This is a genomic window from Sulfuricurvum sp., assembly GCF_049587615.1.
GTDB lineage: Bacteria > Campylobacterota > Campylobacteria > Campylobacterales > Sulfurimonadaceae > Sulfuricurvum.
Genome location: NZ_JBAVEF010000002.1, coordinates 1 through 12871 on the forward strand (window position 1 = coordinate 1; position 12871 = coordinate 12871).

A 12871-nucleotide genomic window follows, 5' to 3' on the forward strand; every position below is an offset into this window, starting at 1 on the left:
ATGGTGGGAATTACAAGACTCGAACTTGTGACATCTACCTTGTAAGGGTAGCGCTCTACCAACTGAGCTAAACTCCCAAATTAAGATGAAAAAACATCTCATTCGTAAAAACATTCGAACAAATGGCGACCCCTAAAGGATTTGAACCTCTGTTCCTACCATGAAGTGATAGTGTCCTTGGCCACTAGACGAAAGGGTCACTGAACCGTACATGGTGTCTCGTGATGGATTCGAACCATCGGCCCCCTCATTAAAAGTGAGATGCTCTACCGGCTGAGCTAACGAGACCTCTTCAACCATCGAAACTCGGCGATTGTGAGGGCGAAATTATAGGGGAAAGATGTCGTTTTGTCAAGGATAAATGAGAGATGTTATGAAAAAGGTTTTGGTTTTCCCGAGAAGGGGGGAATGGTGCTGTGTTTTTTTTAACTAAAAAACATCTCACGATCAATATTCAGAAGCATTTTAACGGCCATTAAAACACTTTGTTCTTGAATATAATCGCGATCTCCCTCGAAATGGAATCGTTCGGTATGAACGGCAGTTTTGGAGCGTGCGCTGATGTACACGGTACCGATCGGCTTGGTTTCCGTCCCGCCGGTTGGGCCGGCAACACCGCTGATTGCCATTGTATAATCAGCATAGCTGACATTCATAGAACCCTCAGACATCTGTACTACGACTTCGGCACTGACGGCCCCATACGCTTCGATGGAATCATCATCGACGGCGAGCCAGTTGGCTTTAAGGGTGTTGGAATAGGTGATCAGGGAGCCCTCATAAATATTGGATGCGCCGCTTTGAGAGGTGAAAAAATGGGCGAGCGAGCCTCCGCTGCAGCTTTCGGCAAACGAGAGCTTTTTTTTGTGGTGCGTTAGCCGTTCAATAATAAATGCAGCGATGTTGGCTGCGGCAATTACTTTATGATGCATTAGCCCGCGTGCGGATGCAATAAATTGGGAAAGATTTCCATGGCGGCGGGTATGGATACGGATTTTAAGCCACCCCTCGACCAATTCGCTGAATTCGAGTTTCACATCGAAGTTCTGGGCTAACGGTTCGAGGAGGGTTTGGGCACTGATAAGCTCTTCGTTAAAAAGGTGGATAACGGCCTGCCGCGATTCATCATCGATAAGGATAGGGGGGAGTGCTTTTCCCTCCGTTGCCAAAAGGACGTTAATGTCAGAATGGTTATGGCTGAGCAAATAGCTGCCGTTTTCGAGAATGCTGGCCCGAGAGGGGATCAGCATCTGTTCTTTCAAAATTTGATTATCCGAGGTGACGGTGCTGAGAAGTTTTCCGACAATCGTGAACGTACTTTTGGTGGTGATGATAATGAGTTTGGATTCGTTTTTTAACAGCTCTTCGAGGTGTAAAAACAGCCCTTTGTCCGATTCCTCGAAATAGCTGATTGAATCGATTGAAGCGAGGCTGTTTTTGATACTCCGAAGGATATAACGCTCATACGCTTCATTTAAAATCAGCCGATTTCCTACGAAAATAACATCACGTTTCATGGTTTTTCCATCTATAAATTTAGGATAGTATAGCATAGTGACAGCAAAATTTAATCACCTTAAAGCTATAATGCACTACTTTTTCTATAAGGTAACAGATGGATTATAAAGAGACCCTCCTTCTACCTCAGACCGAATTTCCGATGCGCGGAAATTTGGTTCAAAACGAACCTACACGGTATGCTGCGTGGATTGCCAACGATGTTTACGGCAAAATGAAAGCCAATCGTAAAGGCTCAGAGAGCTTTACGCTGCATGATGGCCCTCCGTATGCCAACGGTCACACCCATATCGGTCATGCTCTTAACAAAGTGCTCAAAGATATTATTGTCAAATACCACTATTTCAACGGGAAATCGGTCCGTTTTACCCCTGGCTGGGATTGTCACGGGCTGCCGATCGAGCAGCAAGTTGAGAAAAAACTGGGTGGAAAACAGAAAAAAGAGGCTTTAAGCACCGCAGAAGTACGTCAAATGTGCCGCGATCACGCGTCAGAGTTTGTCGATATTCAGCGTGAAGAGTTCAAAAAACTGGGTGTTATCGCCGATTGGGATAACCCGTATTTGACGATGGATTCCAAATTTGAAGCGAACATCTACCGTACCCTTTGCGCTGTGGCGAAAAAAGGGTTGTTGATCGAGCGTTCAAAACCGGTTTACTGGAGCTGGGCAGAGCGTACCGCACTTGCCGAAGCGGAAGTCGAGTACGAAGATAAAGAGGACTACTCGATTTATGTCGCGTTTGAACTCAGTGACGAAGCCAAAGTACGTGCAGGGATCGAGGGGAATGCCGCCATCGTCATCTGGACGACGACACCGTGGACACTACCTGCTAATACGGGGATTTCGCTCAATCCTGATGAAATCTATGTTCGTACTTCGGATGGCTATATTGTCGCTGAAAAACGGTACAATGCACTTATCGAAGAGGGTGTTTTTAACGGCACCGTCGTGCAAAAAATTGAAGCTAAAAAATTCGAAAACCTCTATGCGATCAACCCTCTCAACGGTCGTGGTTCACACTTGGTTTTGGGTGAACACGTTTTAATGGAGAACGGATCGGGATGTGTTCACACCGCACCTGGGCACGGGGAAGATGACTATCGTATCGGGCTTCGCTACAACCTCGAAGTTGTAATGCCGGTCGATGAAACGGGTTGTTATGATAATACAGTCGTCCGTGAAAAACTCCTTCCGAACCCTGAAGAGTTCGTCGGTAAACACATCTTTAAATGCAATGAACCGATTATCGAATTGCTTGGTGACAAAGCGCTTAAAGTGTCTAAATTTCGGCACTCCTATCCGCATTGCTGGAGAAGTCATACTCCGCTTATTTACCGTGCGACGAAGCAATGGTTTATCAGTGTCGATGGAACCCCTGAGGGTGAGTCTAAAACCCTTCGTGAAATCGCGCAGGCTGAAGTAGCCAAAACGGCGTTTTATCCTGAGAGCGGGCGTAACCGTTTAGGTTCTATGGTTGAAAACCGCCCCGACTGGTGTATTTCACGGCAGCGTGACTGGGGAGTTCCGATTGCATTTTTTCGAGTCAAAGCGACGGGTGAAGTCATTCTTGATGAAAAAGTCCTCAATTTTATTGCAATGATTTTTGAGATGCACAGCACCGATGCATGGTACTCGATGTCTATCGAAGAGCTCCTCTATCCGGGATCGGGATATAAAGCCGACGAACTCGAAAAAGTTTCCGATATTCTCGATGTATGGTTTGACAGCGGTTCGACGTGGAATGCGGTTCTGAAATCACGCAACTACGATGCGGGAACCTATCCGGCAGATCTCTACATCGAAGGGTCCGATCAGCATCGCGGATGGTTTCAGTCCTCTTTGTTTTTGAGTACGGCAGTGGAACATATCGCTCCCTACAAAGCGCTTCTGACTCACGGTTTCACCGTCGATGAGAAGGGTGAGAAGATGTCCAAATCGAAAGGGAACGTCGTCGCTCCCGAATCGGTGCTCAAAGAGTACGGCTCAGAGATTTTACGTCTATGGGTCGCGATGAGCGACTATCAGGGGGATTTGAAAATTTCCGGAAACATTCTCAAACAGACGGCAGATCAATACCGTAAATTACGTAACACTTTCCGCATTATGTTGGCGAATCTCGACGGGCTTGAGACTATCGCACCGTACAGCGAAATGGGAGAGATCGATAAATGGATCGTAAGCAAAGCAAAAGAGGTATTTGACGAGACCCACCGCCTTTTCGGCGAATATAATTTTGTCCATGGGATGAGCGGTCTGAATTATTTCATCGTCAATGAACTCAGCGGTGTCTATATCGACATTACCAAAGACCGTATGTACTGTGACGGTGCCAATTCTGCAGAACGCCGTTCGACGCAGAGCGCTATGGCGATTATCGCAAAATCGATGCTGGGGCTTATTGCTCCGATCTTGACCTATACGGCTGATGAAATTTTCGAGAATGCCCCTGCGATTTTAAAGGGAGAGGCAAACGATATTTTCGATGTTACGTATGCCTCTATCGATCCGGTTGAGAGCAGTTGGGATGATGCAACGATGAAAGTGATCCGTGAAAAATTCAATGAGATTGTGGATGGATTGAAAAAAGAGAAAGTGATCAAAAATACTCTTGAACTCGTCATCTCGACAACATCAACGGCCGCAAAAGCAATGAAAAAAGCCGATATCGAAGAGTATTTGGTCATCTCTAAATGGTGTGCCTGTGAACTGAACAATATTTTAGGGACGTTTGAGATCGAGGGGGATAAGTTTAATATTGCCCTCGCTTCCAAAGCCAAATGCCCTCGCTGCTGGAAATACCACAGTGAAGATGAAGAGACCTTGTGTCCGCGTTGTGCACAGGTCGTTGCGTAATGATCGATCTCACACAACCTCTCCCTTTGAGTTTTGTTATCGAAACGGTCGGGGTTATTTTTGTTGTTATCGCCTTGGGCATTATGATGGTCAGAAAAACAAAACAAAAAAAGGGTTCACTGTCGAAGTGAACTCAGCGTTAGCGTATGAATTAGATAGAAAGGAAAGTGTATGATAACACTCAAAGAGGCGTTAAAGCTCTCAAAAGAAGAACTTAGCTCACTCAAAGAAGAGTTGAAAGCCAAAATCGCCGCGAATCCGGAACTGAATGCCTACATTGATGTTCTCAACGTCGGTGAGGGGATCCCTATCGCGATCAAAGACAATATCCAAGTGACCGGATGGTCGGTAACGTCGGGATCGAATATCCTCAAAGGATATGTCGCTCCGTACAATGCGACGGTTATCGAGAAATTGCTTGCTGCTAATATGTCACCGTTTGGGCGTACCAATATGGATGAGTTCGCGATGGGGTCAACCACCGAGAGCAGTTGTTACGGCAAAACCCTTAATCCCCTTAACCACAACTGCGTTCCGGGGGGAAGTTCAGGCGGTTCGGCTGCGGCAGTAGCGGCAGGGCTTGCCGTTGCGGCGCTCGGAAGCGATACGGGCGGATCGATCCGTCAGCCGGCGGCATTTTGCGGAATCGTCGGGATGAAACCGACCTATGGACGTGTTAGCCGTTACGGTTTGGGTGCCTATGCGAGTTCACTCGATCAAATCGGACCGATGACCCAAAATGTCGAAGATGCGGCTATTTTGTACGATATTATCCAAGGCTATGACCCCAAAGACTCGACTTCTGCGGATCGCAATGACGGGACGGTAAGCGATAAGCTTGACGGAAATGCCAAACTTAGAATCGCGATTGTCCCCGATTATGTCAAAGATGCTCACGAGGATGTCCGAAAAGCGTATGCCAAAGCGGTCGAAGCCCTTAAAAACGGGGGACATACGATCGTTGAAAAATCGTTGATGGACCCGAAATACGATATTTCGGCCTATTATATCACGGCAACGGCCGAAGCGACGACGAACCTTGCCCGATATGACGGTATCCGCTACGGTAACCGCGTTGAAGGGGAAAATCTCAAAGACACCTTCCTTCAAACCCGATCCAGTGGATTCGGTGCCGAAGTACAACGCCGTATTATGCTCGGTAACTTTGTCCTCTCATCCGGGTATTATGATGCGTATTATGTCAAAGCACAAAAAGTACGCCGTCTTATCCAGGAAGAGTATAATAAGATTTTTGAAGAGGTCGATTTGATTCTGACTCCGGTTGCTCCCCGTACGGCGTATGAGTTCGGTGCCCTCAGTGACCCGCTTGAGATGTATTTGAGCGATATTTATACCATTTCGGTTAATCTGGCGGGACTTCCTGCAATATCGATTCCGGTGGATACAGCGGACAACGGAATGCCTGTAGGACTTCAACTGATTGCGGCTCCCTATGCGGAGCAAACTTTATTTAACGGGGCACTTAGCCTCGAAACTCAACTAAAAGGATAATTGATGAATATTCGTAAACGCGCCCTCACATTTGAAGATGTATTGCTCATCCCAAAATACTCTGAGGTTCTCCCGAAAGAGGTGAGCTTAAAAACGATGTTGACCCGTAATATTCCCCTCAATATTCCGATGGTCTCTGCGGCAATGGATACGGTTACCGAATACCGTGCGGCGATTGCAATGGCTCATTTGGGCGGTATCGGGATCATCCATAAAAATATGGATATCGAAACCCAAGTCAAGCAGGTCAAAAAAGTTAAAAAATCCGAAAGCGGTATTATCATTGATCCGATTTTTGTCCATCCAAATGCTACACTCGAAGATGCTGAAGCGCTCATGAATGAGTTTAAAATTTCAGGTGTTCCTGTTGTAGATGCACATAATAAGCTTTTGGGAATTTTGACGAATCGCGATATGCGTTTTGAAAAAGATTTGAGCAAACTAGCGAGTGTTGTCATGACCCCTATGCCTCTTGTAACGGCAAAAGCAGGGATTACATTGGCTGAAGCTGAGCAAATGATGCATGTCAATAAAATCGAAAAACTTCCGATTATTGATGATAATGGGTTGCTTAAAGGGTTAGTTACAATCAAAGACATTAAAAAGCGTATCGAATATCCTCATGCCAATAAAGATGATTTCGGTCGTCTTCGTGTCGGTGCGGCAATCGGTGTCGGACAGTTGGATCGTGCGAAAGCCCTTGTTGATGCGGGTGTTGACGTTCTCGTTTTGGATTCAGCACATGGCCATTCCAAAGGGATTTTAGATACCGTAAAAGCAATCAAAAAAGAGATGGTCGTCGATATCATCGCCGGAAACGTTGCAACGGGTGAAGCGACATTGGCACTTATTGAAGCGGGTGCTGACGGAGTTAAAGTGGGGATTGGGCCAGGATCTATCTGTACAACCCGTATCGTTGCCGGTGTCGGTGTTCCACAAATCTCAGCGATCGATGAGTGTGCGGCGGTAGGACGTCAACACGGAGTGCCGATCATCGCGGACGGCGGTATTCGATACTCAGGTGATATTGCCAAAGCTCTCGCCGTTGGAGCGAGCGTTATTATGGCTGGATCACTCCTTGCCGGAACCGAAGAATCACCGGGTGATACCATTATGTATCAAGGGCGCCAATATAAATCGTATCGCGGTATGGGTTCGATCGGTGCGATGACCAAAGGGTCAACCGACCGTTATTTCCAAGAAGGGACGGCAGCGGATAAACTCGTTCCTGAGGGGATCGAGGGGCGTGTGCCGTTTCGTGGAAGCATCGCGGCGGTAGTGCATCAAATGATGGGGGGGCTGCGCTCTTCAATGGGATATTGCGGATCTGAGAGTATCGAAGCGTTTTGGGATAACGCCGAATTTGTCGAGATCACCAGTGCAGGGCTCAAAGAGTCACATGTTCATGATGTTATCATCACCCAGGAAGCACCGAATTACCACGTGTAAACATTTGATATTATGCACTAAAACGAATTCATCCGTTTTAGTGGCAAGGACTAAAGTCCTTTGCAATCCCCTAAAGCTACAAAAACTAACGTTTTTGAGAATTTTAGGAGGTATCTCTACACTCTTTTTGCAGAAGTGCGTAAGGTTAGTGTATTAATATAAAGAGGAAACCATGCAACTCCAAACCGAAGCGCTACACGCCGGATACGACAAAGATACCCAAAGTACGATGGCGGTGCCCATCTACCAAACTACTGCCTATGAGTTTCGAGATGTTGAACATGCGGCAAATTTGTTCGCTCTTAAAGAGTTGGGGAATATTTATACCCGCTTGAATAATCCGACGACCGATGTATTTGAAAAACGTTTTGCAACCCTGGAAGGGGGGGCGGCAGGTTTGGCGACGTCGAGCGGCATGGCAGCGATTTTTTATGCGATCGCCAATGCGGCCGAAGCGGGGGACAATATCATCTGTGCCCGTCAGCTTTACGGCGGAACATTGACCCAAGCATCGTATACCCTGAAACGTTTCGGCATTCAGGCCCGCTATTTTGACGTTCAAAATCCTTCCGAGATCGAAGCGTTGGTCGATGACAAAACCAAAGCGATCTTTTTTGAGACCTTAACGAATCCGAGCATCGATGTGGCTGATATCAGTGCGATTACCGCAATTGCAAAAAAACACGGCATTCTGACCATCGTGGATAATACGGTTGCAACTCCGGTACTCTGCCGACCGTTAGAGCATGGGGTCGATGTGGTGGTTCACAGTGCGAGCAAATACACGACAGGCCAAGGGCTTGCCATCGGCGGAATCATGGTCGAACGCCACGGTTTAGTCGATTTTATCAAAGGAAATACTCGTTATCCGCAGTTTAACGAAGCCGATGAGAGTTATCACGGTTTGGTATATGTTGACGTGCCGTTGCCGCTGTTTTGTTTACGTGCACGTTTGTCACTCTTACGCGATTTGGGAGCGGTCGTATCACCGTTTAACGCGTGGCTCTTTATTCAGGGGATCGAAACGCTTTCGCTGCGTATGCGAGAACACTCCCGCAATGCGCTTGCGGTAGCCGAATTTTTAGAATCGCATCCGATGGTCAAAAAAGTGAATTATCCGGGACTTCAAAGCAATAGCAACTATGCGAATGCGCAACGCTACTTTGAAAACGGTATGTCGAGCGGATTACTCAGCTTTGAGGTGGAGAGTTTTGAGCAGGCGAAACAGATTGTTGACGCGACAAAGCTTTTTTCCCTTGTCGTGAACATCGGGGATTCCAAATCGATCATCACCCATCCGGCATCGACGACCCATCAGCAGCTTTCCAATGAAGAATTGATTGCGTGCGGCGTACCCTCAGGGCTTATTCGTCTCAGTATCGGCCTCGAAGCATCGTCGGACTTGATCGATGATTTAATTCAGGCACTGAGCGCGTAAAGGGTTCCATGTTAAATCTGCACATTCACAGTGAACACTTTACCAACCCTCTCTATCTGGAGAGCGGACGTATCTTAGAGCCGTACGATATCGTTTATGAGACGTATGGGGAACTCAACGAAGCGCGGGATAATGTGATTGTGATTTGTCATGCCCTTACAGGGTCTCATCATGCGGCGGGTACGTATGAGGGGGACAATAAGAGCGGATGGTGGGATGGACTTATCGGTCAGGGAAAAGCGGTCGATACCGACAAATTTTTCGTGATCTGTACCAATGTTTTAGGGAGCTGTTTCGGTTCCACCGGACCGATGTCCCCCCGCTATCCGTATAACGAACCCTATCGCTATAAATTTCCCGTCATCACGATTTTGGATATGGTCAAAGCGCAGAGAATTTTGTTTGACCGATTGGGCATCCATCAGGTACACGCGGTAATCGGCGGATCGATGGGGGGGATGCAAGCACTCGCATTCGGCGTCTTTTTCCCCAACTTTGCCAAAAAAATCATTGCGATGGCAACGACCGCGGCAACACAGCCGTGGGCAATTGCGTTTAACAAAGTGGCGCAAGAGGCGATTTTGAAAGACCCCGAATTTAAAAACGGCTATTATGATCCCGAAGTTATCCGTGAAAACGGTCTCAGCGGTATGGCAATTGGCCGAATGGCAGGGCATATCAGCTTTTTATCCCATCAGTCTATGGAACGAAAGTTTGGGCGGGAATACAAGAGCAATGACGGGTTGTATGAGTTATTCGGGAAATTTCAGATTGAGTCGTATCTGGAGTACAACGGGTACAACTTTACCAAGTGGTTTGACCCTTTGTCGTATCTTTACATTACCAAAGCAATCAATATTTACGATCTGTCACGGGGATTTGACTCCCTTGAAGAGGCTTTGGGGAAAATCAATGCCGAGCTATATCTGATCGGATTTGAAAAAGATATTCTCTTTCTCCCCTCTGAGATGGAGAGTATCCACAACACGATGAGAACATTGGGAAAAACGAACAGCGATTATTTCGAGGTGAAAAGTGACTACGGTCATGATGCGTTTTTAGTTGAAATCGATAAAATTGAGAATTATGTACGGGAGGCACTATGAATACGGATGAGAGTTTTGAAACCAAGATCGCCAATGCCAAAGCGATTTTGGAGAAATTAATGGATCCCGCATTGCCGATGAATGAGAGCGTCAAGGCGTTTGAGGAGGGGATGAAAGAGCTGCGCATCGCCGAAACGATGCTGCAAAACGCACAGTTGCAGATTCAAATCATCAAAAATCAGGAGCAATAATGCGTGTCGCCATACTCCAGCTTCCCTCCATCGGTATGGGGAGCAATAAGCTTGAAAATTATGCCCGTGTAGCAAGCCAGAAGGGGGTTAAACTCGTTTTGATGGGTGAATATCTCCTGAACCCTTTTTTTAAAGAGCTGATTCAGACACCTGTCAACATGATAGCCGAACAAAGTATCCATCAAATCGAAACCCTTAAATCGCTGGCACTCAAATACGATCTTACTTTTGTCGCTCCTATCGTTACGGTGAAGAAAAAAGAGTGTACAAAGATGATTGCAAAAATCAATGGGCGAAGCGTCACCTATTATCCCCAGCAATTTTTGATCAACTATCCTCATTGGAATGAAGAAAAATTTTTTAATAACCCCATCGAAGCGGTTAAACCGCCGATGATTTTCGCATGTGAGGGGTTCAAATTTGCGGTAATGGGCGGGTTTGAGACTCATTTTGATCCCTTGTGGGATGCGGTGAGCTCAAAAATGGTCGATGCCGTTTTAATCCCGAGTGCCTCTACCTTTGAATCGCATAACCGGTGGCGGGAACTCATTAAAACCCGAGCTTTTACCCATAATTGCTATATTCTTCGTGCCAATCGGGTCGGAGAATATTTCGACGAAAAACACGCATGGAAATTCTACGGTGATTCGATGGTTGTCTCTCCGGATGGGGAGATTGAAGCCGATCTGGGTAACACCGAAGAGCTGCTCATCGTAGATTTGGATCGAAAAAGTCTTACCGAATCACGTAAAGGGTGGGGATTTAAAGAAGCACTCAAAAAACGGCGCTGATCATGATCCTTCGGCTGTTATGGTTACTCTCTCTTGCTGCTGCCCTTTTCGCTCAAAGCAGTTCCATTCAGCGTGATGAATCCCCTTCTCTTAAAGGCCATATCTATTATTATGAAGATGCGGCAGGGACGTTAAGTTGGCAGGAAGCCAGTCAAAAATCTTTTCAATGCTATCCCAAGGAGAGAATCAACTTCGGATTCACCTCTTCGGTCTTTTGGTTTAAGATAAACGTTTCCACGATCGTCCAAAATGATTCCGTACAACGTTGGTTGATGATCGCCTATCCGTTATTGAATGAGATTGACCTCTATCACCTGGATGGAAACGGCCATTTGATCGAATACAAACGTTTAGGGACGTCTGTCGCACGACAAGACCGCGAATATCCCATGCGCAACTTTCTCACGGACCTTGCCCTTGAGAAAGATAGCCATTCTACTTTGCTGCTTCGCGTCAAAACCCAAAGTTCGATGCAAGTTCCCCTCTCCATCAGTACAACGGCCCAAATTCTTTCCGATGTAGAAAGCGGTAATTTGCGTATCGGTATTTATTATGGAATTTTCCTCATTATTTTTCTCTACAATGCTTTGATTTTCATGTATACCAAAGATTCCAATTATCTCCGTTATATCCTTTTTCTTACAACATTCGTCGCATGGCAGCTCTCTTTTGACGGTATTGGACGCGAATACCTGTGGCAAAATTATTATGGAGACATCGAACAGATATCGGCGGCTTTAATCTCTTTTTCGGGGTTTTCGGCCCTTTATTTCAGCCGTAACTTTTTAACGACCGCCAGCTATCTTCCCAAGGTTGACCGTTTTATCAAGCTTTTGATGGTTCTGAGCTTTACGTTGAGTATTGTGGCATTGATTGTCCCATATTCTGCGATTATTATGTATAACACCGCTTTGGTTTCTTTGATTCCCATGGTTCTTCTTGCTACCGGCATTGTCATAATGCGTCAGGGGTATCGTCCGGCACGTTTTTATGTGGTGGGGTGGAGCTCCTTTTTTATCGGAACGATCATATTCGCGCTGAATAAATTCGATTTGATCACCGGTTTTTACGGAGTGAATCATGTCCAGCAGATCGGATCGGCCGTTGAGATGATTTTCCTCTCCTGGGCTTTGGCGGATCGTGTTCACCTGCTGCAAGGTGAGTACATCGATAAACTTAACCGGCTCAATGAGACATTGAGTGAAAAGGTCCGAGATGCCTTGTCTGAAGCTCGTGAAAAAGACCGATTGATTGTTCAGCAATCCCGTCTGGCTGCAATGGGTGAGATGATTGAACAGATCGCCCATCAATGGCGTCAGCCGCTTAATACGCTGGCTTTGCTTAATCAGCATCATTATGTCAACTACAAGCTGGGCAAGTGTGACGATGCGTGTTTTGATAAAACCCATGAACAGATCGATGAGCATTTGCAGTATATGTCTAAAACGATCGATGATTTCCGCAATTACTATAAAACCGATAAAACCAAAGAGCTTGAAGATGTCGCTAGCCTGGTTCAGGATGCTTTGCGTCTCTCGGAAGTCTTTTTGAAATATGCGAAGATTAAAATCAGACTTGATCTGCGACCTACAACCCAAGTCGTCTTGGCAAAAAATGAGATGATTCAGGTACTGATGAATCTCATCAAAAATGCACATGATGCACTTGTAGAACAAAAAATCGCTAATGGTACGATATCGATTGGCGTCGAAGAGATTGAGCATCATATCCACATCTTTGTTGAGGATAATGCAGGGGGGATAGATCCTTATTTGATTGCAAAAATCTTTGATATCTATTTTACGACGAAAGATCCTGAAAAAGGGAGCGGATTGGGGCTGCATATGTCAAAGTCTATCATTGAAGAGAGTTTCGGGGGGACCATATCGGTTCAAAATATCCCAGGCGGAGCCCGCTTTATCATCATTATACCGATAGATCAGGATGAAAGCTGAGTTGATCTCTTGGGATAGAGTCTAATTTAATTAAAACGATGATAGAGTTGATCTGTC

Annotated in this window: 9 protein-coding genes and 3 tRNA genes; 8 read left to right on the top strand and 4 right to left on the bottom strand. The window is 46.1% G+C overall.

The genetic code is table 11. From position 1 onward, the window contains the following. Nucleotide 1: 1 nt before the first annotated feature. The 4 genes from WB308_RS00015 to WB308_RS00030 all read right to left on the bottom strand — a co-directional run bounded on the left by WB308_RS00015 (nt 2) and on the right by WB308_RS00030 (nt 1517). Nucleotides 2-77 (bottom strand) — tRNA-Val (locus WB308_RS00015). Nucleotides 78-123: 46 nt separating this feature from the next. Continuing rightward, nucleotides 124-199 (bottom strand) — tRNA-Glu (locus WB308_RS00020). A gap of 13 nt (nt 200-212) precedes the next feature. Beyond that, nucleotides 213-288 (bottom strand) — tRNA-Lys (locus WB308_RS00025). Between the two features lie 137 nt (nt 289-425). After that, on the bottom strand, nt 426-1517 hold the full coding sequence (locus WB308_RS00030) for a CinA family protein (protein WP_424187723.1): 1092 nt from the start codon (nt 1515-1517) through the stop codon (nt 426-428). Between the two features lie 98 nt (nt 1518-1615). Between WB308_RS00030 and ileS the strand changes: the two genes are divergently transcribed. The 8 genes from ileS (at nt 1616) to WB308_RS00070 (ending at nt 12814) form a co-directional block, all read left to right on the top strand. After that, complete coding sequence (gene ileS / locus WB308_RS00035; protein WP_424187725.1) at nt 1616-4372, top strand: isoleucine--tRNA ligase; 2757 nt, start codon at nt 1616-1618, stop codon at nt 4370-4372. Nucleotides 4373-4543: 171 nt separating this feature from the next. Continuing rightward, nucleotides 4544-5884, top strand: a complete 1341-nt coding sequence (gene gatA / locus WB308_RS00040) for an Asp-tRNA(Asn)/Glu-tRNA(Gln) amidotransferase subunit GatA (RefSeq protein WP_424187727.1) — start codon at nt 4544-4546, stop codon at nt 5882-5884. 3 nt (nt 5885-5887) lie between these two features. After that, nucleotides 5888-7333 (top strand): IMP dehydrogenase, encoded by a 1446-nt coding sequence (gene guaB, locus WB308_RS00045; RefSeq protein WP_424187729.1) that lies wholly within the window; start codon nt 5888-5890, stop codon nt 7331-7333. Nucleotides 7334-7505: 172 nt separating this feature from the next. Beyond that, the gene (locus WB308_RS00050) at nt 7506-8771 is read left to right on the top strand and encodes an O-acetylhomoserine aminocarboxypropyltransferase/cysteine synthase family protein (protein WP_424187731.1); all 1266 of its coding nucleotides are present in this window, start codon (nt 7506-7508) and stop codon (nt 8769-8771) included. 8 nt (nt 8772-8779) lie between these two features. Next, nucleotides 8780-9877 carry a homoserine O-acetyltransferase MetX gene (metX, locus tag WB308_RS00055; protein WP_424187733.1) on the top strand — a complete coding sequence of 366 codons (1098 nt, stop codon included), beginning with the start codon at nt 8780-8782 and terminating at the stop codon, nt 9875-9877. Continuing rightward, complete coding sequence (gene xseB, locus WB308_RS00060) at nt 9874-10068, top strand: exodeoxyribonuclease VII small subunit (protein ID WP_424187735.1); 195 nt, start codon at nt 9874-9876, stop codon at nt 10066-10068. The genes metX and xseB overlap by 4 nt, the downstream gene beginning before the upstream one ends. Continuing rightward, a complete protein-coding gene (locus tag WB308_RS00065) occupies nt 10068-10859 on the top strand; it encodes a carbon-nitrogen hydrolase family protein (RefSeq protein WP_424187737.1) in 792 nt (263 codons plus the stop codon). The genes xseB and WB308_RS00065 overlap by 1 nt, the downstream gene beginning before the upstream one ends. Before the next feature lie 2 nt (nt 10860-10861). Next, the gene (locus WB308_RS00070; RefSeq protein WP_424187739.1) at nt 10862-12814 is read left to right on the top strand and encodes a sensor histidine kinase; all 1953 of its coding nucleotides are present in this window, start codon (nt 10862-10864) and stop codon (nt 12812-12814) included. Nucleotides 12815-12871: the final 57 nt, after the last annotated feature.